This window comes from Micromonospora sp. AP08 (assembly GCF_008085935.1).
GTDB lineage: Bacteria > Actinomycetota > Actinomycetes > Mycobacteriales > Micromonosporaceae > Micromonospora > Micromonospora chersina.
Genome location: NZ_VSEZ01000001.1, coordinates 416,861 through 441,428, shown reverse-complemented (window position 1 = coordinate 441,428; position 24,568 = coordinate 416,861). Strand labels below are relative to the sequence as shown.

The window sequence follows — 24,568 nt, the reverse complement described above, 5'->3', positions numbered from 1 at the left end:
CGCGCCGGGTTCCGGGCCTCTAGGCTCGGCCGGTGCACAGCGGACGGACCCCGGAGCGCCTGACCAAACGCCATCTCGTCGCCGTGTCCCACGCCATCGAACGGGCCGCGCTGGCCGAGGCGGAGGACGGGCCGCTTGTCGTGTTCGCCCTCTTCCAGCGGCTGCCGTACTTCGCCCGCGAACAGGCGGTCTACCGGCGGATCGCCGCCCGGGCCGCGGTCACCGTGGTGGGCATGGTCGGCGGGCCGCCGCCGGACCTGCCCGCCGGCGTGTACCCGGTGGTGCTGGGGGAGGCCGAGGAGCTGGCCCGGGAGTGGAGCGTGGTGGCGCTGACGCCGCGCTTCGGGGCGAGCCTGGTGGCGTACGACCGGGCCGAGGTGGCGCCGGCCGACACCCTGGAGGCCGGCCGCCTCTTCGACGGGCGCTGGGGTTTCCGCCGGGACGAGGCGCTGCACGACGTGATCCGGCTGTCCCGACTGCTCGCCGAGCGGCTGCCCGGGCCGGCGCGGGCCGGGCTGGACGAGGCGGTGGCACGCGTTCGTGACATCCCGGCCGCACCGGGCGAGTCCCGCGCCGAGGCCGCGCTGCGGTTGCTGGCCCGGCGGGGTGAGCGGGCACGTCCGGTCGAACCGGCGGACGTCCTGCTCGACGAGGCGGGGCTGCGCCGGTGGACCGGTGTGGACGGGGTGACCGCCTCGGGCACCCTGCCGGTGGCGCTGGTCGGCCTCCGGGTCGACGAGCCGGCCGGCGCGCCGGAACGCTTCGGCCGGCGCGGCGCGGCCCGGGAGGGCCAGGCCGTCCTCGCGGCGGTCACCAGCGTGCTGAGCCCGGTCGACCGGGCGGTCCGCGTCGCCGACAACGAGTTCCAGCTGATCCTGCCCGGGCGGGACGAGGCGGCGGCGCTCGCCGTGGTGGGCCGGCTCCGGGAGGCGGTGGCCGGGTTGGCCCACTCGTACCCGTTCGTCGCGTACGCGGCGCACGCGGCGGTCACGGTGACCGCCCGGCGGCCGCTGCCGGTCGCCGACCTGCGGCAGGCGGTGGAGTGGGCGGTGCGGGAGGGCGTGCCCGTGGCCTCGCTGCCCTCGGAGCGCGCGTCCGTCCCGGCCGGGGCCGGCTGACCGCCGGAGGAGTGCCGCGCCCGGAAACGGGTACGCCCCGCCGGTCCGGTCGAGCACGGCGGAGCGGAGGTGGGGGCATGACGCGCGGGCAGTTCGGCTTCCTCGCCGGGTTCCTGGTGGTCGCGGTCTGGGCGCTGGGCGGCGCCGGGGCGGCGGCCGCCGCCACCGTGGCCGGCCTGGTCGGCTGGCTGCTGGTCCGGGCGCGCGACGGCGACGTCACCGTTCCCGGGCTCGCCGACCGGGCCACCGCCGCCCGGCGCCGCTGAGACGGTCCGCCATGACCGGCATCCTGCCCCGCCGCGCCACCGCCCCGCCCGCGCCGGCGCACGACCGTTCCGGCGCGTCCGCGGCCCGCCTCGTCCAAGGCCGGCCGGCCTGGTCGGAGGAGCGGATCGCCGGGCTCGCCGAGGAGGCGGCGCGGCGTACCGGGGCGGTCAGCGAGCCGGTCGCCACGGTCCGCGCCGACGACGGCGCCGTCCGGGTCGACCTGGACGTCGTGGCCGCGCACGGCGCGGAGCTGACCGCGGTGGCCGGGGCGGTCCGCCGCCGGGTCGCCGCCCGGATCGAGGCGTGCACCGGGCTCACCGTCGAGGCGGTCACCGTCACGGTGGTGGGCCTGCGCCTGCCCGCCGAGGCGACCTCGCCGGCCGGCGGGGACCACCCGGAGGCCGGGCGGCGCCACCCCGCCCCAGGCCCGGGACCCGGGACGGACGCGCGGGAGGCGACGTGAGCGCACCGCACGGCGACCGGAGCGCGACGTGCGCACCGTGAACCGGGTCGCCACCCTGCTGCTCGCCGTGGCCCTGCTGGCCGGCGGGGTGCTGGTGGCCGTCGCGGGGCTGCTCGCCGCGCTGGGCCGCCCGGGCCCCGTGCCGGCCGGGTGGTCGGCCACCCTGAGCGCCGTCCGCTGGCGGGACGCCCCGGTGCGGACGGTCGCCGCCACCGCCACCCTGCTGGGCCTGCTGCTCCTGGTCGCCGAGCTGCTCCGGTGGCGGCCGGCCCGGCTGCGGCTCACCGCCGACGACGGCTGGCACCTGCACCGCCGCTCGGTGGAGCGGCGGCTGGCGCGGGCGGTCCGGTCGGTGCCGAGCGTCCGCCGGGCCCGGGTACGCGTCCGCCGGCGCGGGAACGCCTGGCGTCCCCGGGTGACCGCCACCGGCGACCCGGCCGCCCGGGCCGACGTCGAGTTCGCGCTGCGCCGGGAGCTGGACCGGTTGACCGCGCCCCGCCGCGACCCGATCGAGGTGCGGCTCGTCCCGGCCCGGCGGACACCGTGAGCAACGCCGCCCACCGGCTGCTCTGGACGGTGCTCGCCCTGCTGCTGGTGGCGGCGGGCGGCGCCGCGTCGGCGGTCGGGGCGGGCCGGCTGCCCGGCGGCGGCGTGCCGGTGCTCGCGGCCGGGCCGCTGAGCTGGTGGCGGGCCGGCGCCCCGTGGAGCGCCCTCGCGGTGGCCGTCGGCGGGGTCCTGCTGGCCCTGCTCGGGCAGCGGATGCTCGCCGCCGGGCTGCGGGTCCCCGACCGGCTCGGTGGCACGCTCGCGCACGCCGGCGACGGGGCCGGCCGGACCCGGGTGGCGAGCGGGGTGCTGACCGGCGCGCTGGAACGGGACATGCTCCAGGCGCCCGGGGTGCGCCGGGCCCGGGTGGTGCTGACCGGCCCGGTCACCGGGCCGGACGTGTGGGTGGAGGTGCGCCTGAGTCCGTCCGCCGGGCTCGACGCCGCCCGCGCGCACGTCGACGCCGCGGTACGCCGGTTCGCCGCCACGATCGGCTGCCGCCCCGCCCACCTGGACGTGACCGTGCTGGTGGACGAGACGAGCGGCTGACCGCCGACCCGCGAACCGGTGACCGTCGATGCGCGACGATGGGCCGGGACGTGGGAGGGAGCGGTCGTGCGGGTGGTGTCGCTGGTGCCGTCGTTGACCGAGGCGGTGGCGCTGACCCGCCCCGAGGTGCTGGTGGGCGCCACCGACTGGTGCACCCACCCGGCGGGGCTGGACGTCGCCCGGGTGGGCGGGAGCAAGTACCCGGACCTGGACCGGGTGCGCGCGCTCCGGCCCGACCTGGTGCTGCTCAACGAGGAGGAGAACCGCCTCGCCGACGCGGAGGCGCTGCGGGCGGCCGGCGTGCCGGTGCGGGTCACCTTTCCGCGTACCGTGCCGGAGGCCCTGACCCAGCTCGGCGAGCTGGTCGGCGCGCTCGGCGTGGCCGGCGAGCCGGACTGGCTGCGGGCCGCCCGCCGCGCGTGGGCGGCGCCGCCCGCGCCGGCCACGCCGCGGGCGGCCGTGGTGCCGGTGTGGCGGCGCCCCTGGGTGGTGCTCGGCCGGGACACCTTCGCCGGTGACGTGCTGCGCCGGCTCGGCGTGACCAACCGGTACGCCGACCACCCGGAGCGCTACCCCCGGCCCGGCCTCGACGAGTTGCGCGCCCGGGAGCCGGAGCTGGTGGTGCTGCCGGACGAGCCGTACCGGTTCACCGCCGGCGACGGGCCGGAGGCGTTCCCCGGGGTGCCGGCCGCGCTGGTCTCCGGCCGGCACCTCACCTGGTACGGGCCGTCGCTCGCCGAGGCTCCCGCGCTGCTCGCCGCCCAGCTCGCCGCGGCGGCCTGAGCCCGTCGCCCGGTCAGGCGACCGGGGTGGCGTGCACCGGGTCCAGCTCCATGAGCGTGGTGTCGTCCACGTCGTACCCGATCGCGTTGTGCACCGCGACCACGCCGCTCACCTGCGCGGCGAGCCGGCCGGCCAGCTCGACGGCGCTGCGCCGGTCCAGCCGTCCGTCCAGGGTGACCTCGCCGGCGCGGACCTGGACGGTGACCAGGCCGTCCCGGACGGCGAGGACCCGGCGCAGCACCTCCCGCACCACCTCCTCGCGGATCTCCGCGTCGGTGCGCAGGTGCACCCGGAGCAGGTCGCCGCGGGTCACGATGCCGACCAGCCGGCCCAGGTCGTCCAGCACCGGCAGCCGCTTGACCGCCTCCTGGTCCATGAGCCGGGCCGCCGCGGGCAGGGTGGCCCGCGCGTCGGTGGTCACCGCCGGCGCGGTCATCAGGTCCCGGGCCACCAGCGCGCCCGCCTTCTCCCGGGCGGTGCGCCGACGCCGCCCCTCGAACACCCGCCGCTCGTCGGGGCGCCCGGCCCACTCCACCTTGTGCAGCAGGTCCGCCTCGGAGACCACCCCGAGCACCCGCTGGAACGAGTCCACCACCGGCACGCCGCTGACGCCCCGCCGGATCAGCACGTCGACGATCCGGCGGTACGGGGTCTCCTCCCCCACCGTCGCGACGTCCCTGGTCATCACGTCGTCCACCTGCCATGTGCGCATCACGGCCTCCTCTGTCCGGCCCTCCTGTGGCGACGGTAGGCCGCCGGCGGCGCCGCTGGTCAGAGGCGGCGGGCAGGCCGCGGCGGGCCGACCGGACCGGGCCGGGAGGGGACCAAGGTCCCGGTCAGGAGGGCACCGGTCGGCCCTGCTGCCGGAGCGCCCGCGGCGGTGGAATGAATGTGCCACCGGAAAAGCGCGGTGCGAGGCACAGGAAGGGACGTGGACACCATGACCGCGACGATCGAGCGGATCACCGCCAACACCATCGCTCCGGCGGCCGAGACCACCCGGGACGCCGAGACCACCCGCCAGAAGGCCACCCGGTACGTCTTCGCCGGACTGCGGATGGCGCTGGGCTGGACGTTCCTCTGGGCCTTCCTCGACAAGATGTTCGGCCTCGGGCACGAGACCGCGGCCAAGGCGGCCTGGATCAACGGTGGCAGCCCGACCAAGGGGTTCCTGACCTTCGGCGCGGCCGGCCCGTTCAAGGGGTTCTACAACGAGATCGCCGGCGCGGCGTGGGCGGACTGGCTGTTCATGCTCGGCCTGCTCGGCATCGGCGTGGCCCTGATCCTCGGCATCGGCACCCGGGTCGCCGCGGTCGCCGGCGCGCTCCTGCTGGTCATGATGTGGACGGCCGTGCTGCCCCCCGAGAACAACCCGTTCATGGACGACCACCTCATCTACGCGGGTCTGCTGGCCGGCCTGGCCCTGGTCAACGCCGGTGACACCCTCGGCCTCGGCCGGGCCTGGGCGAAGCTCCCCGTCGTCCAGCGGCTGCCCTGGCTGAAGTGAGGTCACCGCGGGCAGTACCCACCGGGCGGGCGTCACCGAGAGGCGGCGCCCGCCACTCTCGTGCTCGCCACCGGTCCCCGCCGCCACGCCGCGGCGGGGACCGGCGCGTATCAACCGGCCGCGATCCGGCAGGATCGACGGGGACCGCACCTGTCAGCACCGAGGAGACCCGCTCATGGAGAAGCCCGAGGTTGGCCCGATCGAGGGCGCGCCGCCCGCCGATCTCGTCATCGAGGACATCACGGTCGGCGACGGCCCGGAGGCCCGCCCCGGCCAGCTGGCCACTGTGCACTACGTGGGCGTGGCCCACTCGACCGGCCGCGAGTTCGACGCGTCGTGGAACCGGGGCGACACGTTCGAGTTCCCGCTCGGCGGCGGCCAGGTCATCGCCGGCTGGGACCAGGGCGTGGTCGGCATGAAGGTCGGCGGCCGGCGCCGGCTGACCATCCCGCCGCACCTGGGCTACGGCGCCCGGGGCGCCGGCGGCGTGATCAAGCCGAACGAGACGCTGGTCTTCGTGGTGGACCTGGTCGGCGTGCGCTGACCCGCGAACCGTGCGCACGGCCGTCGGCGGCACGCCGGCGGCCGTGCCGGGCCGGGCGGGCCGTCACGACCCGTGCGTGGCGCCCGACCGGTCAGGCCGCCGCGCAGGCGACCAGCTCCCGGGCCGACCCGCACGACGACTCGCGGACCGGCAGCACCCGGTGCAGGCCGGTGGCGCGCAGCACCCGGGCGACCACCGGGTCGGGATCGACCAGCACCAGCTCGCCGCCGCGGGCCCGGACCCGCAGGTGGGCGGCGACCAGCGCGCGCACCCCGGCGGCGGAGAGCAGCCGCACCCCGGACAGGTCCAGCCGCAGCACCGGCCGCGCCGGGGCGGACCAGAGCGCGGCCCGGAACGACGCCACGGTCGCGATGTCGATCTCGCCGACCGCCCGCAGGTCCACCACGTGGTCGCTCACGCTCATCGCCACGTGGAACCGGTCGCCGCTGCTGTCCATGTCCCCGAACCTATCCCCCACCCCCGACAGTTCCGGCCCACCCGCGACGGGGTTCCGGGTAGGTCCCGGGTGGGACCCTGAGCGGCCTCCGGGTCATCCCGCAGGCCGCCCGCCGAAGCTGAACCGGCCGCCGGGACACGCCGCCGGGTACTCCCGGCGGGGGCATCGGCGGGGAAGAATGGCCGGATGGTCGTCCCCCGCCCGCGAGCGCCCCTGCTGATCCGGCCGGTCCGCGAGCCGGCCACCGTGCCGCCACCCCTGGAGGGGCCGTGGGCCCCCACCGACGTCCGGCTGGACCGGGCCGACCTGCTGCCGCTGCCCGACGGCGCGCACGGCCCGGAGGACGTGCTCGTCGACCCGGACGGCCGGGTGTTCAGCGGCGACGAGGACGGCCGGCTCTGGTGGTGGCCGGCGGACGCCCCGGCCGGCTCCCGCCCCACGCTGCTCGCCGAGACCGGCGGCCGGCCGCTCGGCATCGAGCTGGACCCGGTCGACGGTGGGCTGGTGGTCTGCGACGCGTACCGGGGGTTGCTGCGGGTCACGCCGGACGGGGCCGTGCACGAGCTGACCGGCGCGGGGCCGTCGGTGCACCTGGCCGACAACGCGGCGGTGGCCCGGGACGGCACGATCTACTTCACCGACTCCTCGGACCGGTTCCCGCTCTCGCACTGGAAGCGGGACCTGCTGGAGCACCGGCCCAACGGCCGGGTGCTGGCGTACGACCGGCGGACCGGGCGCACCGAGGTGGTGGCGAGCGGGCTCTACTTCCCCAACGGGGTGGCGCTCACCCCCGACGAGTCCGGCCTCATGCTGGTCGAGACGGCCACCCACCGGCTGCTCCGGCTGGACCTCCCCGACGGCCGGGCCACCGTGCTGGCCGACCTGCCGGCCTACCCGGACAACGTCTCGGCGGTGGGCGACGGCACCTACTGGATCGCGCTGCCCAGCCCCCGGCTGCCGATCATGGAGAAGCTGCTGCCGCATCCCCGGGTGCGCCAGCTCGTCGCCCTGCTGCCGGGGGCCGTGCAGCCGCAGCCCCGCCGCTACGGCCTCGTCGCGCTGGTGGACGGGGCCGGGCGGGTGCTGCGCACGCTGCACGGCCCGAGCGGGGCGTACCCGATGGTCACCGGCGTGCGGCAGCACGGGCGGCGCCTCTGGCTGGGCAGCCTGACCGCGACGGGCGTGGCCCGGGTCGACCTGGACTGAACGGCGCGGGGCCGGCCAGCGTTGGTCGCGGGCCGGCCCCGGCCGTTCCTCCCCCCGTGGTCAGCCGCCGGTGTTGCTCTTGGACGGGGCCGGGGCGGGCGCCGATCCGCCGGCCACCGCGCCCGGGTGCGGCGTGGCGCTGTGCGTGGGCTTCAGCCCCGCCGGCACGGGCAGCGCGCTGCCCTTGGCGAACTCGTCCCAGCCGACGTTCCACGCCGTGAAGCCGTTGCCCTGGTCAAGCGTCACCTCGGTGCCCTTGACCGTCACCAGGTCGCCGACCTGGGTGACGCCCATCAGCCAGTCCGCGGCGGCGGCGGAGACGTTGGTGCAGCCGTGTGAGGTGTTGGTGAAGCCCTGCTCCCCCTCCGACCACGGGGCGGAGTGGATGAACTCACCACCCCAGGTGAGCCGCTGGGCGTCATCGACCTCGACCACGTAGGGATCGGCCGAACCCCGGGTGTCGAAGATGGTGTGGTCGAACTTCTCCATGATCACCATCTTGCCGCTGGAGGTGGGCGTGCTCGACTTGCCGAGGCTCACCGGCACCTTGCGGAGCAGCTTGCCCTCCCGGAAGACGGACATCTGCTTGGTGGCGTTGTCGATCTCGAGCGAGACCTGCCGGCCGACCTTGGCGGTCGCACTGTGGTCGGCGTCGCCGATGGCGTCCTTGCCGATCGGCAGCCCCGCCAGGGCGCTCCTGACGCTGATCTTCGTGCCGGACTTCCAGAAGTCGGGCGCCCGGTACTCGACCTGCTTGCCGTCCGACATCCAGGACCAGGTGCCCGGCTGCGGCGGGTCGGTCTTCACGAACAACCGGCGCTGCACGTCCGCTCTGGCCTCTTTCGGAATGGGCGGATCGAATGCGACCACCACCGGCATCGCTGTCCCGTACGTCTGATTACTGGTGAAATAGAGCTCGCTGGTGACGGTCGGTTTGGTGGATTTCGCCATCGTGGTGAACGTCGTCTTCTGCGTGGTGGTCCGACCGGAATCGCCGGTCGCGGTGACCTCCGCGGTGTACGTCCGCGAGTTCTCCAACGGGCGGTCCGGCACCCAGCCCGACCCGTCCTCCCGTGGCTGCGCCGGCACCGGCCGGCCCTTGTCGTCGGTGAGCTTCACCGCCGTGACCTTGCCGCCGCTGACCGTGGTTCCCACCTCGGCGCTGACCGGCACGTTCTTCGTCCGGTCCACCGGAGTCAGGTTCACCGACGGCGCGGCCGCCCTGCCGTGGCCGGGCTTCACGGCCTCCCGCTGGCCGGCGGTGCACCCGCCGACCACCAACGGTGTGGCTGCGACGGCCACCGCCAGCAGCGTCATTCGCCGCCTCACGTCCATATTCCGCACCCCATTTCCACTCCCCCCATGACTCACATTCTGTACGGCCCTCCGGACGCCGTGGCATATTCGGCGGAATTGCATTGGCCGGCCGACTTCGATTTCGGGCCGGCCGTACAGAAATGCGAATTGGCGACGTCGACGGGCGGGAGCGTCACGGCCGCGACCGATTGCGCCCGACGCGCCGGGACGACCGGTTCAGCCCCGGTCGTCGTCCCCGCGATTGCGCTCCCAGCCACCACCGACCGGCGGCGTGTCCAACCGGACGGGCGCTTCCGCGTTGCCGGCCAGGTCGTTGTCCTGCACCCGGCAGTCGACGCAGCTGCCCTGGTCGGTGATCCAGATGCCGTGGGTCTGGGTGGCCGGCTCGTGGCTGTCCCAGATCCGGTTGCCCCGGATCGTGGCCGCCGTCAGGGCGGCGTTGACGGTGATGCCGGCTCGCGTCGACGGCGGCGCGGGCTTCACATAGGTACTGCCCGGGGGCGGGGTGTCCCCGCTCCAGGCACTGGAGCCGTCCGGGCGGACCGGGGCCAGGTGCAACTCTGTTTCATCGTTGGCCGCCACCACCGCGACCCGCTTCCCGACGCTGATCGTCTTGCCCCGGTGCGCGTCGGGCAGCCAGCGCTCCCGGCGGTCGACCACCGACTTCGCGGTGTACCGCACCGAGTCACCGCTACCCACTGTCGAAGGCCCGCACTGCCGGCCGTTCGCCCGGATCCGGTTGTCGTTGATGAAGGCGTCCCGAATGGGCCGGTCGATGCGCACGGCGTCGAGGCTGTTGCCGTAGAAGTCATTGCCCTCGATGACGATCTCCCGGGCGCATCCCTGCTCCTGGCCGCCCAGGCTGCGCTGGTGGTAGCCGTACCGGCCGTTGCCGCTGATCCGGTTGCCGCGGATCGTGTAGGGCCCGGGGGTGTTGCCGATGCTGACCCCGTCGCGCAGGTTCCCGTCGATGACGCAGTCGGTGAGGATGCCACCGCGACCGGCGGTGCTGGTGGTGCCCTTCGCCGAGACCTGGAAGCCCGCGTCGAGGTTCCCGGTCAGGGTGCACGCCGACACGATGAGCCCGTTGGCGCCCCAGTCGGCGATCCCGAACCGGTTGCCCTCGGCGTGACACCCGACCACCCGGATGCCCCGGGGGCGCAGCCCTCCCGGAAACTGCAACTCGAAGAACATCCCGCTGGTGGCGTTGGCGACCGCCGAGCAGTTGACCACGTTGACCCGCTCGACGCTGCCCCAGCCGCCGATCCCGATCCCGATCCCCGCGCCGCCCATCTCGGTGCCGTTGTCCATCCGCCCGCACCCGGCCACCAGCACCCCGTCGATCAGGCAGTCCTGGAGGAAGTCGCAGCCCAGGCCGGTCGCCGCCGTGTGGTGGATGTAGAGGTTGCGGAACACTCCCCGGACCACGTACTGGAGGCCCAGCCCCTTGGCGAGCGGGTTGTACTCGGCCATCGCCACCCCGGACCCGTCGATCTCGAAGTCGGCGAAGGTGCAGTACGCGAGGTGACGGTCCCGGTCCGCGCCGTGCAGGGCGGCAGTGTAGAAGGCCAGCGGGGTCGGGTCGGCCCGGTTGCCGGGGTTGCCGAGCACGAACCGGGTGGCGCCGGGACCGGCGCCGACCAGCGAGACGCCGGTCCGCCAGACCGTGCCGGCGTCCCGGATCGAGTACACCCCGGGCGAGCAGTAGATCACCCGGGCCCGCCCGTCGGCGGCGTACGCGTCGCCCAGCCGGTCCACCAGCGCGGCGAGAGCCGGTTGGTCGTTGGTCGTGCCGTCCCCGGACAGCCCGTGCTCCCGCGCGTCGCACATCAGCGGCGCGCCGGCGACCGGATGCGGGCGCACCCCACGGGCCGAGGACATGTGCGGATACGTCATCCGGCCCCTCCCCGTCGGCGACCGGGCTCGTCTTCCCGGTGCGGCGGCGGAGAAACCGGGGTGCGGCCCCCGGCCGCCAGGGCGGCCGGGGCACACGGCTCAGACGTTCGCCACCAGCAGGGCGGGCTGCTCGACGCAGTCCGCCACGTGCCGCAGGAAGCCGCCGGCCACGCCGCCGTCGCAGACCCGGTGGTCGAAGGTGAGGCTGAGCTGGGTCACCTTGCGCACGGCGAGCTGCCCGTCGACCACCCAGGGCTTGTCCACGATCCGGCCGACGCCGAGCAGCGCCGCCTCGGGGTGGTTGATGATCGGGGTGGAGCCGTCCACCCCGAACACCCCGTAGTTGTTGAGGGTGAAGGTGCCGCCGGTCAGCCGCGCCGGGGGCAGGGTGCCGGCGCGGGCGGCCGCCGTGGTCTCGGCGAGCGCGGCGGCCAGCTCCCGGGTGGTGAGCCGCTGGGCGTCGCGCAGCACCGGGACGACCAGGCCCCGGTCGGTCTGCGCGGCGATGCCCAGGTGCACCCCGGCCGACTGGACGATCCGCTGCCCCTCGGTGTCCACGTGGGCGTTGAGCTGCGGGTACCTCCGCAGGCCGCTGAGGCAGATCCGGGCCAGCAGGGCCAGGATGCTGACCGGCGCGTCCGGAGTGGCGGCGTTGATCGCGGCCCGGGTCGCCAGCAGCCCGGTGGCGTCGACGTCCACCCAGATGGTCACCTCGGGGATCTCCCGCCGGCTGCGGGAGAGCTTGTCGGCGATGGCCTTGCGGATGCCGGTGAGCGGGATGACCACGTCGCCGTCCGCGGTCGGGGCCAGCCCGACGTGCGGGGCCGGGCTGTCCGGCACGGCGGCGAGCTTCGCGGGCGCGGCCGACGCGGTCTCCACGTCGGCGCGGCGGATCACCCCGCCCGGCCCGGTGCCGTGCAGGGCCGCCAGGTCGAGGCCGCGTTCCCGGGCCAGCCGCCGGACGATCGGCGAGATGACCAGCGGAGCCGTCCGGGACCCGCCGTCCGCTCCGGTGGCCGCCGGGCCGGCGGCTCCGCCGGTGGCCGACGTCGCCGTCGCGGCGGGAGTCGGGTCCGCCGTCGCGGCCCCGGCCGTGGGCTCCGGGGCGAGGGCCAGCCGCGGCCGGCGCCGCCGCCGGCCCGAGCCGCCGTGGCCGGTGCCGTACCCGATCAGGACGTTGCCGGAGCCGGCCCGCTCCTCCTCGCGGTAGGTGGCGTGCGGGTCGCCGCCGTCGCCGTCCAGGGGCGCGATCGTGATCAGCGGCTGGCCGACCGGGCGGACCTCACCCGCCGCGCCGTGCAGGGCGACGACCCGGCCGGCGTACGGGCAGGGGACGTCGACCACGGCCTTGGCGGTCTCCACCTCCACCACGGTCTGGTCCACGGTGACCACGTCGCCGACGGCGACCCGCCACTCGACGATCTCCGCCTCGCTCAGCCCCTCGCCCAGGTCGGGCAGGAGGAAGTCCCGGGTCCCGGTCGCGGTCGTCATGCCGTGCCGGCCGGGCATGCCCTCACGGCCCTCGCTTCGCTCGGTGCGTTCGCTCATGCCGTGCCGGCCGGGCATGCCCTCACGGCCCTCGCTTCGCTCGGTGCGTTCGCTCATGCCGCCACCCACCGCTCGTCGGGCTGGTCGTCCCACTGGAGCCGGGCCACGGTGTCCAGCACCCGGTCCACCGAGGGCAGGTGGGTGTGCTCCAGCATCGGCGCCGGGTACGGGATGTCCAGACCGGACACCCGCAGCACCGGGGCGTGCAGCGCGTGGAAGCAGCGCTCCTGCACCCGGGCGGCGATCTCCGCGCCGACCCCGGCGAAGCCCTGCGCCTCCTGGATCACCACGCAGCGGCCGGTCTTCCGCACCGAGGCCGCGACGGTGGCGTCGTCGAACGGCACGATGGTGCGCACGTCGACCACCTCCAGGTCCCAGCCCTCCTCGCGGGCGGCCTCGGCGGCCTCCAGCGCGACCGGCACCGCCGGCCCGTACGCGACGAGGGTGGCGTCGGTGCCGGCGCGGCGCACGACGGCCGTGCCGAACGGCGCGGTCCGGGCCGGCAGGTCCGCCTCGCCGCTTCCGAAGTAGAGCTTCTTCGGCTCCATGAACACGACCGGGTCCGGGTCGTCGATCGCCTCGCGCAGCAGCGAGTACGCGTCCTCGACGGTGGCCGGGGTGACCACCTTGAGGCCGGGGGTGTGCGCGTAGTACGCCTCGGAGGAGTCGCAGTGGTGCTCCACGCCGCCGATGCCGCCGGCGTACGGCACCCGGATGACGATCGGCACGCTGAGCGCGCCCCGGGTCCGGTTGCGCAGCTTCGCCACGTGCGAGGCGATCTGCTCGAACGCCGGGTACGCGAACGCGTCGAACTGCATCTCGACCACCGGGCGCAGCCCGGACATGGCCAGGCCGACGGCGAAGCCGACGATGCCGGCCTCCGCGAGCGGGGTGTCGAAGCAGCGCTTGTCGCCGAACCGGGCCTGGAGCCCGTCGGTGATCCGGAAGACGCCGCCGAGCTGGCCGACGTCCTCGCCGAAGACGACCACCCGCTCGTCGTCCAGCATCGCGTCGGCGAGCGCGGCGTTGAGCGCCTTCGCCATGGTCATGGTGGCCATCAGGCGTCCCCCTCCTCGGCGCGGGTCGCGGCCAGCTCGGCCCGGACCTGTTCGCGCTGCTCGACCAGTTGCGGGGTCGGCTCGGCGTAGACGTGGTCGAAGAGGCTCAGCGGGTCGACTTCGGGTTGGGCGTTCATCCGGTCGCGCAGCGCGGCGGCGTACGCCTCGGCCTCCTCGGCGACCGCCGCGACCGCGGCGTCGTCCAGCACGCCGCGGTTCCGCAGGTACGCCTCCAGCCGGGCGATCGGGTCGCGGTCCCGCCACGCCTCGACCTCCTCGGCGTCCCGGTAGCGGGTCTGATCGTCGGCGTTGGTGTGCGGCTCCATCCGGTACGTGTGCGCCTCGACCAGGTACGGGCCCTTGCCGGCGCGGGCGTGCGCCACGGCCCGGTTCAGCACGGCGAGCACGGCCACCGGGTCGTTGCCGTCGACCTGCTCGCTGGGCACGCCGTAGCCGACGCCCTTGTAGGCCAGGCTCGGCGCGGCGGTCTGCCGGGACAGCGGCACGCTGATCGCGTACCTGTTGTTCTGCACGAAGTAGACGACCGGGGCCTTGAACACGGCGGCGAAGTTGACGCCCTCGTGGAAGTCGCCCTCGCTGGTGGCGCCGTCACCGATGAACGCCAGCGCCACGGTGTCCCGCCCCTGGTACGACTCGCCGTAGGCCAGCCCGGCGGCGTGCACGCACTGGGTGGCCAGCGGGGTGCACTGCGGCGCGGTGTGCACCTCCGTCGGGTCGTACCCGCAGTGCCAGTCGCCGCGGAGCAGGGTGAGCACCTCGACGGGGTCGATGCCGCGCGCGGTCAGCGCCATCGACTCGCGGTAGGTGGGAAACACCCAGTCGGTGTCGCGCAACGCCAGGACGCCGCCGACCTGGCAGGCCTCCTGGCCGCGCGAGGACGGGTAGACGGCGAGCCGCCCCTGCTTGGTCAGCGCGGTGGCCTGGACGTCGAAGCGACGGCCGACGACCATCCGGCGGTACATCTCGCGCAGGGCCTCGACCGGCGGCTCCGGGTAGTCGTCGCGGGCCGGCAGCGGGGCGCCGTCCGGGTTCAGCAGCCGGACCGGCTCGCTGGCCGGCAGCAGGCCCTCGGAGGGGTCGGGAGCGGCCGGGGTGGCCGGCCGGCGGGTGCGCGGGGATGCCCTGCGGACCGCCTCGGGTGTGGTCGTCACGGCGGGGACCTCCTGGACGTGTGGTGGCCCTATGCTTCCGCTGTCGGATGATTGACTCAACATCCGGCGTGAACGCGGGACGAACGGCACGGGAAGGCGGGCTCCATGAGCCAGGAGACCGGAACCACACCGGGCACGGCGGGCGGAACGGGACGTTCGGCCGGGCCGCTCGACGAGGTCGACCGGCGGATCCTGCGCGAACTGACCGAGGACGCCCGGCTCTCCATCCGTACGCTGGCCGAACGCGTGCACGTCTCGCGCACCAACGCGTACGCCCGGGTGGAGCGGCTGCTGCGCGACGGGGTGATCACCGGGTTCCGGGCCCAGGTGGCGCCCGAGCCGGCCGGGCTGGGCACCTCGGCGTACATCGCGCTGACCATCGAGCAGAACACCTGGCGGGAGGTCTCCGCCGAGCTGGCCCGGGTGCGCTACATCGAGCACGCGGCGCTGCTCAGCGGCGAGCACGACGTGCTGGCCCTGGTCCGCGCGCCGGACAACGCCACCCTGCGGGACGTGGTGCTGGACCGGGTGCAGAGCATCGCCGGGGTGCTGTCGACGCGGACCTGGCTGGTCTTCGAGGAGTTCGACGGGACGCTGAGCCCCTGGCAGTGACGCCCTACCGCTCGGGCGGGGCCTCGATCCCCTCGCGGTCGGCCAGCTCCAGCAGCGGCTCCAGGGAGAAGCGGCGCTCGTCCAGGCCGGCGTGCGGGTCGCCCCGCTCGGCGAACCGGGCCGGCAGGCTGAGCACGTCGAAGTCCTCCGGCCGCGCGTCGTCCAGCTCCGCCCAGTCCAGCGGCGCGGAGACCAGCGCCCGCGGGGTGGGCCGGATCGAGTACGCCGAGGTCACGGTGTGGTCGCGGGCCATCTGGTTGTAGTCGACGAAGACCGGCCGGTCCCGCTGCTCCCGCCACCACGTGGTGGTCACCAGGTCGGGCAGCCGGCGCTCCATCTCCCGGCCCAGCGCCAGCACCGCGCGCCGGCAGTCGCCGAAGCTCCACCGCGGCTCGATCGACAGGTAGACGTGGATGCCCCGCCCGCCGGTGGTCTTCGGGTAGCCCACCAGGCCCAGCTCGTCGAGGAACGCGCGCACCTCGTGGGCGACCGGGACCACCTGGGCGAAGTCCACCCCGGGCATCGGGTCCAGGTCGATGCGGAGCTGGTCGGGGCGCTCCACGTCGCCCTTCGAGACCGGCCACGGGTGGAAGCGCAGGGTGCCCAGGTTGGCCGCCCAGATCACCACGGCCAGCTCGCTCGGGGCCACCTCGTCGGCGGTCCGGCCGCTGGGGAAGGTGATGTGCGCGGTGCGCACCCACTCGGGCGCGCCCGCCGGCAGCCGCTTCTGGTAGAACGCGTCGCCCTTGTTGGTCTGCCGGGTGGCGATCTTCGCGCCCTCGAACACGCCGCGCGGCCAGCGCTCCAGCATGGTCGGTCGGTCGCGCAGCGCGCGCAGGATGCCGTCGCCGACGGCGAGGAAGTAGCGGACCACGTCCAGCTTGGTCAGTCCGCGCTCCGGGAAGTAGGGCTTGTCGGGGCTGGAGACGCGGACCAGCCGCTCCCCCACCCGGATCTCCTCCGCCGCCGTGGTCGCCACGCCTGACACCGTACGACGCGAACGGTCCCGGCGCGGGGATCCCGTCAGGTGATGAGCAGGACCCCGACGACGATCAGCGGCACCGAGACGAAGAGGAAGATGCCGACGCCGGTGAGCACCCGCCCCCCGCCGCCGTCCTCCCGCTCCGGGGCCAGGCCGAAGGTGGACCGGGCCGGCAGCATGCCGATCCGGCTCAGGGTCAGGTCGCCGGTCATCCCGATCACCGCGCCGACCACCATGAACGCCACGCCCAGCCGGTGGACGAAGTCACCGCCGCTGAGCGCGACCCAGACGCCCACCGCGATCGCGATCGTCACGACCGCGATGAGGAAGAGCACCAGCGCCTCCCGCAGACCCCTGATGACCGTCGCCATGCGTCGCCTCCCCGGCAACCGGGCCCGCCCCGGTACGCTCGACGACATTCTGCCCGGTCGATGCCACCCCGCGCCGCCCCGACGGGTTCCGGACACGCCGGTGGCCGGGTGGGCGCACACCCACCCGGCCACCGGTCGTACGGTCAGCCGTTCTCCTTCTGGAGCCGGTCCATGAGCATCTTCTTGCCCTGGTCGCTGGCCTTGCGGTTGTTCTCCTGCATCTTGCGGAACCAGTTGGCGAGCTCGGTGTCGCCCCGGTCCTCCGCGTCGGCGATGTAGATCTCCATCTGCCAGACGTGCTGAAGTGACATCTGCACCGCGTGGATCAGGTCGTAGTTCTTGTCCTTGACCGGGCTTTCTGGCTGTCGGACCATCGTCGCCACGGCACACCTCCCCCTGTGTCGGCTTCCGCGTAGCGGACCGCGCTTACCCACCCGGCCGCCGTTCACGCCCGCCCGGCCCCACGGACCGCCGCCGACCGCACGGTTACCCGCCGGACGGCCCGGGTACCGGAGGCCGCATGGCGGAACTGGCAACCCTGTGGATCGTCCGGCACGGCGAGAGCACGGCGAACGTCGCGGCCACGGCGGCCGAGGCGTCCGGCGCCGAGCTGATCGACCTGACCCACCGGGACGCGGACGTGCCGCTGTCGCCCACCGGCGAGGAGCAGGCCCGGGCGACCGGCCGGTGGCTGGCCGGCCTGCCCGAGGGGCGGCGGCCGGACGTGGCGGTGGTGTCGCCGTACCTGCGGGCGGCGCGGACCGCGGAGCTGGCGCTGGCCGGCACCGGCGTGCCGGCGAGCCGGGACGAGCGGCTGCGCGACCGGGAGCTGGGCATCCTCGACGGGCTGACCGGCCACGGTGTGCGGCAGCGGTATCCCGAGGAGGCGGCGCGCCGCGCCCGGCTCGGCAAGTTCTACTACCGCCCGCCCGGTGGCGAGTCCTGGACCGACGTGGCGCTGCGGCTGCGCGCCCTCCTCGGCGACCTGCGCCGGGACCACGCCGGCGGCCGGGTGCTGCTGTTCGGCCACGACGCCCTGGTCTTCCTGCTCCGATACCTGGTGGAGGGGCTCACCGAGGCGGAGCTCATGGCGCTCACCCGGGAGCATGTGATCGCGAACTGCTCGGTCACCGCCTGGTCGGCCGACGCCACCGGCCGGCTGACCCCGGACGTGTTCAACGACGTGGCTCACCTGCACCGGCAGGGAGCGCGGCCGACCAGGGAGGACGAGGTCCATGCCGAGCCGGTCTGACGTCATCACCCCCGCGCTGCTGCGGGACTGGGCGCTGCCGGTGCCGACCGGCGGCAAGGAGGCCCGTGGCACGGTGCTGGTGGTCGGCGGGTCCCGGTTCACCCCCGGCGCGGTGCTGCTCGCCGGGGTCGCCGCCCTGCGCGCCGGCGCCGGCGTGCTGCAACTGGCCGCCGCCGAGTCCACCGCCGCCGCGCTCAGCATCCAGGTGCCCGAGGCGCTGGTGGTCGGGCTGCCGGAGACCGCCGACGGCGCGGTCCAGGGGGACCCGGGCGACCTGCTCGGCGGCCTGGTCGCCGAGGCGGACGTGGTGGCGCTCGGCCCCGGCCTGAAGGACATCGACGCCACCCGGGCGCTGCTGCACGTGGTCCTCGACGCGGCCGGCCCGGAGACCTCGCTGGTGCTCGACGCGTACGCACTCGGCGCGCTCAGCCACGAGCCGGACCTGTTGGTCGGCTCGGGGCGCCCGGTGGTCCTCACCCCCAACCTCACCGAGGCCCGGCACCTGCTCGGCCGGAAGCCCGGCGACGACCTCGACGCCGACGCGGTCGAGCTGGCCCGCCGGTACGACGCCGTGGTCTCCCTCTACGGCCACATCGCCACCCCGGAGGGGCGGGCCTGGCGGGAGGAGAGCGGCGACGCCGGGCTGGGCACCTCGGGCAGCGGCGACGTGCGGGCCGGGCTGCTCGCGGGGCTGCTGTCCCGGGGCGCCGAGCCGGCGCAGGCCGCCTGCTGGGCCGCGTTCGCCCACGCGGTGAGCGGGCAACGCCTGGTCCCCCGCTACGGCCGGATCGGCTTCCTGGCCCGCGAGCTGCTCGACGAGATCCCCTACACGGTGGCCACCGTCTGACGGTTGTTGTTCGTCCGTTCGGATGTGTGTAACACCACACCCGGCTCCCTACGCTGGTTGACCGAAGGCAAGCAACCTGCTCGTCTTCCGCCGGCCCGCTTCCCACCAGGGAGTGGGGTCGGCCGGATCGGCCCCCCCTGGGAGTCTGTGTGAAGAACCTCCGTCGCAAGACACTGGCCGCCGCGTCCGCCGCGACGCTCGGCGTCGGCCTCGCCCTCACCGGCGGGCTGGCACCGGCAGCGGCCGCCGGACCGGACACCTCCTATCTGGTCCTCGCCCCGCAGGGCGCCAACACCAGCAAGGCCGCCGCCCGCGTGGCGGCCGCCAAGGGCACCGTCGTGGCCACCTACGACCAGATCGGCGTGCTCGTCGTCCGCTCGACCAACCCGGACTTCGCCACGCAGGTGGCGGGGGCGGGCGTCGAGTCGGTCGCGTCCACCGCCGGCCTGGGCACCGCCCTCGACGAGGGCGAGACCGTGGAGGTCTCCGCGGCCGACGTCGCCAGCGCCACCGGCGACCCGACCACGGAGCCGCTCTACGGCCAGCAGTGGGACATGAACATGATCCACGTCCCGCAGGCCCACGCGGTCACCACCGGTAGCTCGAACGTCGTCGTCGGCGTGCTGGACAGCGGCATCTCCAGCACCCACCCGGACCTGGCGACCCAGATCGCCAAGGACAAGAGCACGTCCTGCATCGGCGGTGTCACCGACACCACCGAGGCGGCGTGGAACCCGACCACCAGCGACCACGGCACCCACGTGGCCGGCACGATCGCCGCCGCCGTCAACGGCGTCGGCGTGACCGGCATCGCGCCGGGCGTCAAGGTCGCGGCCGTCAAGGTGGTCAACGACGGCGGCTACATCTTCCCGGAGGCCGCGGTCTGCGGGTTCCTCTGGGCCGCCGACCACGGGATGCAGCTGACCAACAACAGCTACTACATCGACCCGTGGGAGCTGAACTGCAAGAACGACCCGCGCCAGCGTCCGGTGTGGCAGGCCGTGCAGCGGGCCATCCGCTACTCGCAGTCCAAGGGCGTGCTCAACGTGGCGTCCGCGGGCAACTCCAACTACGACCTGGCGCACAAGATCACCGACACCGGCAGCCCGAACAACGGGACGCCGGAGGAGCGTGAGAACCTCACCAACGCCTGCCTCGACCTGCCGGCCGAGGCGCCGGGCGTGGTGACTGTCGGTGCGGTGGGCCCGACCGGGGAGAAGAGCTACTACTCCTCCTACGGCCAGGGTGTCATCGACGTGACGGCGCCGGGTGGCGACAGCCGGATCCGTACGCGGGGCGCCAGCCCGACCAGCGCGGACCAGATCCTGTCGACGACCTTCAACACCACCACCCGCACCAACGGGTGGGGGTACAAGCAGGGCACGTCGATGTCCGGCCCGCACGCCACCGGCGTCGCGGCGCTGGCGTTGTCGGCGCACCCGGGGATGACCCCGGGCGAGCTGGCGTCGTTCCTGGAGGGCACGTCGGTCGCGCAGTCCTGCCCGGCGGGCGTCTTCAACCTGGTGCCGCTGCACCCGAACGGTGCGCACTTCTACGACGCGACCTGCTCCGGCGGGGCCCGTAACGGGTTCTACGGCGCCGGCATCGTCGACGCGTACAACGTGGTGAAGTAAGGGGTAGCACCAACGGTGGGGCCCGGCGACGTGTCGCCGGGCCCCATTCGTTTGTCCTGGTCGGGACGGGGGTAGGGGGGCCACATCAACCGACTCTAGGAGGTACCCCGGTGTCCACCGATGCGATCGTCCTGCTCAAGGAGGACCACAAGGAGATGCGCCGCCTGTTCAAGGCCTTCCAGGACGCCGAGGAGGGCCCGGCGAGCGAGCGGCAGAAGCTGGTGAAGCAGATCCTCGAGGCCCTGACGGTGCACACCTACCTCGAGAACGAGGTGATGTACCCCGAGGTCCGCAAGCTCGTGCCCGACGTCGAGGACGACATCCTGGAGTCGTACGAGGAGCACCACGTCGCCGACGTGCTCTGCTTCGAGCTGTTCACCATGGACGCGGACGACGAGCGCTTCAACGCCAAGACGACGGTGCTCATCGAGAACGTGCTGCACCACGTCGAGGAGGAGGAGCAGGAGTGGTTCCCCAAGGTGCGCGAGGCGCTCGGCCGTAACCAGCTCCAGGAGATCGGCCAGCGCATGATCGACCTGCGCCCGAAGGCGCCGAAGACCCCGGCCGCCCCGAAGGCGCTGAAGAAGTCGCTGGACGCGGTCATCGCCTGACCCGGCACGACGTGACGGCGGGACCCGGCGCAGGCCGGGTCCCGCCGGCGCCGCGGCCGGCGTCGAGCGCCAGCGCGTCGACCGGCCGGCCCAGCTCCGTCACGGCCCCCGCCAGCTGCTCCACCCCGTCGGGCGTGGCCAGTTCCACCCGGACGGGGTACGCCTCCGGGCCGTAGTCGCGCCGCAGGTCTCGGTCAACTGCGCGGCCAACTCGTACCCGATGCCGCTGGACGCGCCGATCACCACGGCGAGCGGACTGCCGCTCGTCGGTGTGCTCATCCTCGTGCCTCCCCTTCCCCCGGGCGTGGGCCGCGTGGCCCCGCCCCACCCGACGGGTTTGCCCAGCCCCGGACGGCCCAACCCGGCCGGCGCGCGGCGGAGGTGCGCCCGGCCGGCCGGAGGCCCACCCGGTAGGATCGGCGCGGGCCGTGACTGGCGCGTGGGGATGGAGAACCATCGGGGAGCGGCCCCGTCATGAGGACGCATGCCGAGCGCCTGGGCCTTCCGCACGTCACCAGGAGGTCGCATGTCGCTGAACGCCGAATCCACCGCCTTCCGCAGCGCGCTGGAGGTGATCCGGGCCGTCGAGCCGCGGGTGGCGGACGCCATCGGGGCCGAACTGGCCGACCAGCGCGAATCGCTCAAGCTCATCGCCAGCGAGAACTACGCCTCCCCGGCCACCCTGCTGGCCATGGGCAACTGGTTCAGCGACAAGTACGCGGAAGGCACCATCGGCCGCCGCTTCTACGCCGGCTGCCAGAACGTCGACACCGTCGAGGCGCTCGCCGCCGAGCACGCCAAGGAACTGTTCGGCGCGGCCCACGCGTACGTGCAGCCGCACTCCGGCATCGACGCCAACCTGGTCGCCTTCTGGGCGATCCTGGCCGACCGGGTCGAGTCCCCGGCACTCAAGAAGGCCCAGGTACGCCAGGTCAACGACCTCACCGAGGCCGACTGGTTCGCGCTGCGCCGCGAGCTGGGCAACCAGCGGATGCTCGGCATGTCGCTGGACGCCGGCGGCCACCTCACCCACGGCTTCCGGCCCAACATCTCCGGCAAGATGTTCGACCAGCGCAGCTACGGCACCGACCCGGCCACCGGCCTGGTCGACTACGACAAGGTCGCCGAGGCGGCCCGCGAGTTCAAGCCGCTGATCCTGGTCGCCGGCTACTCCGCGTACCCCCGGAAGGTGAACTTCCGGATCATGCGGGAGATCGCCGACTCCGTCGGCGCCACCTTCATGGTCGACATGGCGCACTTCGCCGGCCTGGTCGCCGGCAAGGTCTTCACCGGCGACTTCGACCCCGTGCCGCACGCGCACATCGTCACCACCACCACACACAAGTCGCTGCGCGGCCCGCGCGGCGGCATGGTGCTCTGCGGCCCGGAGCTGGCCGACCAGGTCGACCGGGGCTGCCCCATGGTGCTCGGCGGCCCGCTGCCGCACGTGATGGCCGCCAAGGCCGTCGCCCTGGCCGAGGCCCGCCGCCCCGACTTCGCCGGCTACGCCCAGCGGATCGTCGACAACGCCCAGGCCCTCGCCGAGGGGCTGCTGCGCCGGGGCGCGAAGCTGGTCACCGGCGGCACCGACAACCACCTGGTGCTCATCGACGTCTCCGGCTACGGCCTCACCGGCCGCCAGGCCGAGCAGGCGCTGCTCGACTCGGGCATCGTGACCAACCGGAACGCCGTCCCGCAGGACCCGAACGGCGCCTGGTACACCTCCGGCATCCGGATCGGCACCCCCGCGCTGACCACCCGTGGGCTCGGCGCCAGCGAGATGGACACCACCGCCGAGCTGATGCACACCGTGCTCAGCCAGACCACCCCGGGCGCGAACGCCGACGGCACCCCGTCCAAGGCCAAGTACGTCCTCGACCCGGCCCTGGCCGAGACGGTGAGCAAGCAGGCCAGCGACCTGCTCGCCGGCTTCCCCCTCTACCCGTCCGTCGACCTCGGCTGACCACCCGCTCCTGGACGCCCCGCCCGGCCCCCGGCCGCGCGGGGCGTTCCCGTCCCCGGCGGCCCACACCCAACCCCGGCACCCACCCTGCCGACGCGCCCCGCGGCGCCCGCTCCACGCCGGCTCGCAGCGGTGATCATGAAGTTGCCGTCCTGGAACGCGCTTTCCAGAGACGCCAACTCATGATCGACGCGGCGGGGCGGGGCGGTGGCGGCGCGCCTGTAGGCGGTGGAGGATGTTCGTGCCGCCGCGGCCGAAGTGGTCGTGCAGGGTGCGGTAGTCGGCGTACAGCTCGTCGTAGGCCGCGGCGCGGGCCGGGTCCGGGTGCCAGGTCTCCCGGTGCGACGCGCCCATGGCCGCCGACGCGCTCTCCACGTCCGGGTACGCCCCGGCGGCCACGGCCGCGTGGATGGCCGCGCCCAGCGCCGCCGGGTGGGCGGCGTCGAGCACGTGCAGCGGGCGGCGCAGCACGTCGGCGTAGATGCGCAGCAGCAGCCGGTTGGCGGTGAGCCCGCCGGCGGCGGTGAGTTCGTCGACGGGCACGCCGGCGGCCTCGAACGCCTCGACGACGGTGCGGGCGCCGAACGCGGTCGCCTCCAGCAGGGCGCGCCAGATCTCCTCGGGCCGGGTGGCGAGGGTGAGCCCGATCAGCACCCCGCTCAGCTCGTGGTCCATGAGCACCGACCGGTTGCCGCTGTGCCAGTCCAGCGCGAGCAGCCCGTGCCCGCCCACCGGCTGGTCGGCGGCGAGCGAGTCGAGCAGGTCCTGCACGGGCATGCCGCGGCCGGCGGCCTCGGCCGTGTACGACGCGGGCAGGGCGCGGTCGACGTACCAGGCGAAGATGTCGCCGACGCCGCTCTGGCCGGCCTCGTAACCCCACCGGCCGGCGGTGACGCCGCCCTCGACGACACCGCAGACGCCGGGCACCTCGTGGCAGGTCTCCGCGTTCATGATCAGGCAGGTGGAGGTGCCGAGGACGGCGAGCATCCGGCCGGGCGCGACCGATCGGGCCGCCGCCGCGGTGACGTGCGCGTCGATGGCTCCGGCGGCCACGGCGATGCCGGCGGGCAGACCGGTCCAGCCAGCGGCCTCGGCGGTGAGCCCGCCGGCGCGAGCGGCCGGCGGCAGCAACGGCCCGTCGTCGATCTTCGCGAGCAGGTCCGGCAGGTCCGGGTGCAGCGCGGCGAGGAAGTCGGCGGCCGGGTAGCGGCCGTTCTGACGTAGCCCCTTGAAGCCGGCGGCGGAGGCATTCCGCGTCGGATTGCCGCACAGCAGCCGGACCAGCCAGTCTGCGGTCTCGACCCAGCGGTCGGCGCGGTGGAAGACCTCCGGGTCCTCCTCCAGCACCTCCATGGCCTTGGCGAGCTGCCACTCGGCGGAGACCCGCCCGCCGTACCGGGCCAGCCACGGCTCGCCGCGCTCGGCGGCCAGGGCGTTGATCCGGTCGGCCTGCCGCTGCGCCGAGTGGTGCTTCCAGAGCTTCGGCCAGGCGTGCGGGCGGTCCCGGAACTCCGGCAGCTCGGCGAGCGGGGTGCCGTCGGCGCGGGTGGGCAGCACCGTGCAGGAGGTGGCGTCGAGGCCCACGCCGACCACCTCGGCCGGGTCGATCCCGGCGGCGCGGACGGCGGCGGGCACGGCGGTGCGCAGCACCTCGACGTGGTCGGCCGGGTCCTGGAGCGCCCAGCCGGGCGGCAGCGCCGGCCCGCCGGGCAGCCGCTCCGTGACGACCCCGTGCCGGTACGCGTGCACCGCGCTGCCCCGCTCGGCGCCGTCGGCCACGTCGACCACCACGGCCCGCCCGGAGAGCGTGCCGAAGTCCACCCCGACGACGTACCTGCCCACCGCTGCTCCTCCCCCACCTAAGA

27 protein-coding genes and 1 riboswitch are annotated in these 24,568 nt (G+C 74.7%); of the genes, 15 read left to right on the top strand and 12 right to left on the bottom strand.

Features of this window, described 5'->3' with window-relative positions; all coding sequences use genetic code 11:
- Nucleotides 1–32: 32 nt before the first annotated feature.
- The 6 genes from FXF50_RS02005 (at nt 33) to FXF50_RS01980 (ending at nt 3,726) form a co-directional block, all read left to right on the top strand.
- A complete protein-coding gene (locus FXF50_RS02005) occupies nt 33–1,118 on the top strand; it encodes a DICT sensory domain-containing protein (protein ID WP_148425455.1) in 1,086 nt (361 codons plus the stop codon).
- Between the two features lie 77 nt (nt 1,119–1,195).
- Entirely contained in the window at nt 1,196–1,384 is a 189-nt protein-coding gene (locus tag FXF50_RS02000) for a hypothetical protein (RefSeq protein ID WP_148425454.1), read from the top strand.
- 11 nt (nt 1,385–1,395) lie between these two features.
- Nucleotides 1,396–1,848 carry an Asp23/Gls24 family envelope stress response protein gene (locus FXF50_RS01995; RefSeq protein ID WP_148425453.1) on the top strand — a complete coding sequence of 151 codons (453 nt, stop codon included), beginning with the start codon at nt 1,396–1,398 and terminating at the stop codon, nt 1,846–1,848.
- A 28-nt stretch (nt 1,849–1,876) separates the two neighbouring features.
- Complete coding sequence (locus FXF50_RS01990) at nt 1,877–2,395, top strand: DUF6286 domain-containing protein (RefSeq protein ID WP_148425452.1); 519 nt, start codon at nt 1,877–1,879, stop codon at nt 2,393–2,395.
- A complete protein-coding gene (locus FXF50_RS01985) occupies nt 2,392–2,943 on the top strand; it encodes a hypothetical protein (protein ID WP_148425451.1) in 552 nt (183 codons plus the stop codon). The genes FXF50_RS01990 and FXF50_RS01985 overlap by 4 nt, the downstream gene beginning before the upstream one ends.
- A gap of 66 nt (nt 2,944–3,009) precedes the next feature.
- Nucleotides 3,010–3,726 carry a helical backbone metal receptor gene (locus FXF50_RS01980; RefSeq protein WP_148425450.1) on the top strand — a complete coding sequence of 239 codons (717 nt, stop codon included), beginning with the start codon at nt 3,010–3,012 and terminating at the stop codon, nt 3,724–3,726.
- A gap of 13 nt (nt 3,727–3,739) precedes the next feature.
- Here the strand turns inward: FXF50_RS01980 and FXF50_RS01975 are convergent, their stop codons facing one another.
- Nucleotides 3,740–4,438, bottom strand: coding sequence for a CBS domain-containing protein (locus tag FXF50_RS01975; protein WP_148425449.1), 699 nt, complete (start codon nt 4,436–4,438; stop codon nt 3,740–3,742).
- A gap of 228 nt (nt 4,439–4,666) precedes the next feature.
- Here FXF50_RS01975 and FXF50_RS01970 point away from each other — a divergent pair, with 228 nt between their 5' ends.
- Nucleotides 4,667–5,233, top strand: a complete 567-nt coding sequence (locus tag FXF50_RS01970) for a DoxX family membrane protein (protein ID WP_148425448.1) — start codon at nt 4,667–4,669, stop codon at nt 5,231–5,233.
- A 175-nt stretch (nt 5,234–5,408) separates the two neighbouring features.
- On the top strand, nt 5,409–5,777 hold the full coding sequence (locus tag FXF50_RS01965) for an FKBP-type peptidyl-prolyl cis-trans isomerase (RefSeq protein ID WP_091305934.1): 369 nt from the start codon (nt 5,409–5,411) through the stop codon (nt 5,775–5,777).
- 91 nt (nt 5,778–5,868) lie between these two features.
- On the opposite strand, the gene FXF50_RS01960 is transcribed toward FXF50_RS01965, so the two are convergent.
- Nucleotides 5,869–6,234, bottom strand: coding sequence for an STAS domain-containing protein (locus FXF50_RS01960; protein WP_091305931.1), 366 nt, complete (start codon nt 6,232–6,234; stop codon nt 5,869–5,871).
- 186 nt (nt 6,235–6,420) lie between these two features.
- On the opposite strand from FXF50_RS01960, the gene FXF50_RS01955 reads away from it, so the two are divergent.
- Nucleotides 6,421–7,440, top strand: coding sequence for an SMP-30/gluconolactonase/LRE family protein (locus FXF50_RS01955; RefSeq protein ID WP_148425447.1), 1,020 nt, complete (start codon nt 6,421–6,423; stop codon nt 7,438–7,440).
- A 60-nt stretch (nt 7,441–7,500) separates the two neighbouring features.
- Here the strand turns inward: FXF50_RS01955 and FXF50_RS01950 are convergent, their stop codons facing one another.
- From FXF50_RS01950 to pdhA, 5 genes are all read right to left on the bottom strand, one after another.
- Complete coding sequence (locus FXF50_RS01950; RefSeq protein ID WP_148425446.1) at nt 7,501–8,775, bottom strand: Ig-like domain-containing protein; 1,275 nt, start codon at nt 8,773–8,775, stop codon at nt 7,501–7,503.
- A 198-nt stretch (nt 8,776–8,973) separates the two neighbouring features.
- Nucleotides 8,974–10,653 (bottom strand): right-handed parallel beta-helix repeat-containing protein, encoded by a 1,680-nt coding sequence (locus tag FXF50_RS01945; protein WP_148425445.1) that lies wholly within the window; start codon nt 10,651–10,653, stop codon nt 8,974–8,976.
- A 99-nt stretch (nt 10,654–10,752) separates the two neighbouring features.
- Nucleotides 10,753–12,144 carry a dihydrolipoamide acetyltransferase family protein gene (locus FXF50_RS01940; protein ID WP_148425693.1) on the bottom strand — a complete coding sequence of 464 codons (1,392 nt, stop codon included), beginning with the start codon at nt 12,142–12,144 and terminating at the stop codon, nt 10,753–10,755.
- Between the two features lie 110 nt (nt 12,145–12,254).
- Nucleotides 12,255–13,259: an alpha-ketoacid dehydrogenase subunit beta gene (locus tag FXF50_RS01935; protein ID WP_148425444.1), complete on the bottom strand. Its 1,005-nt coding sequence runs from the start codon at nt 13,257–13,259 to the stop codon at nt 12,255–12,257.
- Nucleotides 13,259–14,464 carry a pyruvate dehydrogenase (acetyl-transferring) E1 component subunit alpha gene (pdhA, locus tag FXF50_RS01930; RefSeq protein ID WP_148425692.1) on the bottom strand — a complete coding sequence of 402 codons (1,206 nt, stop codon included), beginning with the start codon at nt 14,462–14,464 and terminating at the stop codon, nt 13,259–13,261. Before pdhA ends, FXF50_RS01935 begins: the two co-directional genes overlap by 1 nt.
- Before the next feature lie 72 nt (nt 14,465–14,536).
- On the opposite strand from pdhA, the gene FXF50_RS01925 reads away from it, so the two are divergent.
- Nucleotides 14,537–15,043, top strand: coding sequence for an Lrp/AsnC family transcriptional regulator (locus FXF50_RS01925; protein WP_148425443.1), 507 nt, complete (start codon nt 14,537–14,539; stop codon nt 15,041–15,043).
- A 4-nt stretch (nt 15,044–15,047) separates the two neighbouring features.
- Here the strand turns inward: FXF50_RS01925 and FXF50_RS01920 are convergent, their stop codons facing one another.
- The 3 genes from FXF50_RS01920 to FXF50_RS01910 all read right to left on the bottom strand — a co-directional run bounded on the left by FXF50_RS01920 (nt 15,048) and on the right by FXF50_RS01910 (nt 16,770).
- Nucleotides 15,048–16,031 (bottom strand): DNA polymerase domain-containing protein, encoded by a 984-nt coding sequence (locus tag FXF50_RS01920; RefSeq protein ID WP_148425442.1) that lies wholly within the window; start codon nt 16,029–16,031, stop codon nt 15,048–15,050.
- A 35-nt stretch (nt 16,032–16,066) separates the two neighbouring features.
- A complete protein-coding gene (locus tag FXF50_RS01915; RefSeq protein ID WP_148425441.1) occupies nt 16,067–16,396 on the bottom strand; it encodes a hypothetical protein in 330 nt (109 codons plus the stop codon).
- Nucleotides 16,397–16,539: 143 nt separating this feature from the next.
- Entirely contained in the window at nt 16,540–16,770 is a 231-nt protein-coding gene (locus FXF50_RS01910; protein ID WP_148425691.1) for a hypothetical protein, read from the bottom strand.
- Between the two features lie 146 nt (nt 16,771–16,916).
- Between FXF50_RS01910 and FXF50_RS01905 the strand changes: the two genes are divergently transcribed.
- From FXF50_RS01905 to FXF50_RS01890, 4 genes are all read left to right on the top strand, one after another.
- Nucleotides 16,917–17,648: a histidine phosphatase family protein gene (locus FXF50_RS01905; RefSeq protein WP_148425440.1), complete on the top strand. Its 732-nt coding sequence runs from the start codon at nt 16,917–16,919 to the stop codon at nt 17,646–17,648.
- Complete coding sequence (locus tag FXF50_RS01900; RefSeq protein WP_148425439.1) at nt 17,632–18,495, top strand: NAD(P)H-hydrate dehydratase; 864 nt, start codon at nt 17,632–17,634, stop codon at nt 18,493–18,495. Before FXF50_RS01905 ends, FXF50_RS01900 begins: the two co-directional genes overlap by 17 nt.
- A 149-nt stretch (nt 18,496–18,644) precedes the next feature.
- Nucleotides 18,645–20,129 carry a S8 family serine peptidase gene (locus FXF50_RS01895; RefSeq protein ID WP_148425438.1) on the top strand — a complete coding sequence of 495 codons (1,485 nt, stop codon included), beginning with the start codon at nt 18,645–18,647 and terminating at the stop codon, nt 20,127–20,129.
- 110 nt (nt 20,130–20,239) lie between these two features.
- Nucleotides 20,240–20,740, top strand: a complete 501-nt coding sequence (locus tag FXF50_RS01890; protein ID WP_091305905.1) for a hemerythrin domain-containing protein — start codon at nt 20,240–20,242, stop codon at nt 20,738–20,740.
- Between the two features lie 99 nt (nt 20,741–20,839).
- Here FXF50_RS01890 and FXF50_RS01885 read toward each other — a convergent pair whose 3' ends face one another.
- Nucleotides 20,840–21,019 (bottom strand): hypothetical protein, encoded by a 180-nt coding sequence (locus tag FXF50_RS01885; protein ID WP_148425437.1) that lies wholly within the window; start codon nt 21,017–21,019, stop codon nt 20,840–20,842.
- Between the two features lie 139 nt (nt 21,020–21,158).
- A riboswitch (ZMP/ZTP riboswitch) is annotated at nt 21,159–21,248 on the top strand.
- An 18-nt stretch (nt 21,249–21,266) separates the two neighbouring features.
- Between FXF50_RS01885 and FXF50_RS01880 the strand changes: the two genes are divergently transcribed.
- A complete protein-coding gene (locus FXF50_RS01880) occupies nt 21,267–22,703 on the top strand; it encodes a glycine hydroxymethyltransferase (RefSeq protein WP_148425436.1) in 1,437 nt (478 codons plus the stop codon).
- Between the two features lie 180 nt (nt 22,704–22,883).
- On the opposite strand, the gene FXF50_RS01875 is transcribed toward FXF50_RS01880, so the two are convergent.
- Nucleotides 22,884–24,545 (bottom strand): ribulokinase, encoded by a 1,662-nt coding sequence (locus tag FXF50_RS01875; RefSeq protein ID WP_222865966.1) that lies wholly within the window; start codon nt 24,543–24,545, stop codon nt 22,884–22,886.
- Between the last annotated feature and the right edge of the window lie 23 nt (nt 24,546–24,568).

Coding starts and splice junctions, on each gene's coding strand:
- FXF50_RS02000 (WP_148425454.1), top strand. CDS start 1,196: ATGACGCGCGGGCAGTTCGGCTTCCTCGCCGGGTTCCTGGTGGTCGCG.
- FXF50_RS01995 (WP_148425453.1), top strand. CDS start 1,396: ATGACCGGCATCCTGCCCCGCCGCGCCACCGCCCCGCCCGCGCCGGCG.
- FXF50_RS01975 (WP_148425449.1), bottom strand. CDS start 4,438: ATGCGCACATGGCAGGTGGACGACGTGATGACCAGGGACGTCGCGACG.
- FXF50_RS01970 (WP_148425448.1), top strand. CDS start 4,667: ATGACCGCGACGATCGAGCGGATCACCGCCAACACCATCGCTCCGGCG.
- FXF50_RS01965 (WP_091305934.1), top strand. CDS start 5,409: ATGGAGAAGCCCGAGGTTGGCCCGATCGAGGGCGCGCCGCCCGCCGAT.
- FXF50_RS01960 (WP_091305931.1), bottom strand. CDS start 6,234: ATGGACAGCAGCGGCGACCGGTTCCACGTGGCGATGAGCGTGAGCGAC.
- FXF50_RS01955 (WP_148425447.1), top strand. CDS start 6,421: ATGGTCGTCCCCCGCCCGCGAGCGCCCCTGCTGATCCGGCCGGTCCGC.
- FXF50_RS01950 (WP_148425446.1), bottom strand. CDS start 8,775: ATGGACGTGAGGCGGCGAATGACGCTGCTGGCGGTGGCCGTCGCAGCC.
- FXF50_RS01945 (WP_148425445.1), bottom strand. CDS start 10,653: ATGACGTATCCGCACATGTCCTCGGCCCGTGGGGTGCGCCCGCATCCG.
- FXF50_RS01940 (WP_148425693.1), bottom strand. CDS start 12,144: ATGACGACCGCGACCGGGACCCGGGACTTCCTCCTGCCCGACCTGGGC.
- FXF50_RS01935 (WP_148425444.1), bottom strand. CDS start 13,259: ATGGCCACCATGACCATGGCGAAGGCGCTCAACGCCGCGCTCGCCGAC.
- FXF50_RS01925 (WP_148425443.1), top strand. CDS start 14,537: ATGAGCCAGGAGACCGGAACCACACCGGGCACGGCGGGCGGAACGGGA.
- FXF50_RS01915 (WP_148425441.1), bottom strand. CDS start 16,396: ATGGCGACGGTCATCAGGGGTCTGCGGGAGGCGCTGGTGCTCTTCCTC.
- FXF50_RS01910 (WP_148425691.1), bottom strand. CDS start 16,770: ATGGTCCGACAGCCAGAAAGCCCGGTCAAGGACAAGAACTACGACCTG.
- FXF50_RS01905 (WP_148425440.1), top strand. CDS start 16,917: ATGGCGGAACTGGCAACCCTGTGGATCGTCCGGCACGGCGAGAGCACG.
- FXF50_RS01900 (WP_148425439.1), top strand. CDS start 17,632: ATGCCGAGCCGGTCTGACGTCATCACCCCCGCGCTGCTGCGGGACTGG.
- FXF50_RS01885 (WP_148425437.1), bottom strand. CDS start 21,019: ATGAGCACACCGACGAGCGGCAGTCCGCTCGCCGTGGTGATCGGCGCG.
- FXF50_RS01880 (WP_148425436.1), top strand. CDS start 21,267: ATGTCGCTGAACGCCGAATCCACCGCCTTCCGCAGCGCGCTGGAGGTG.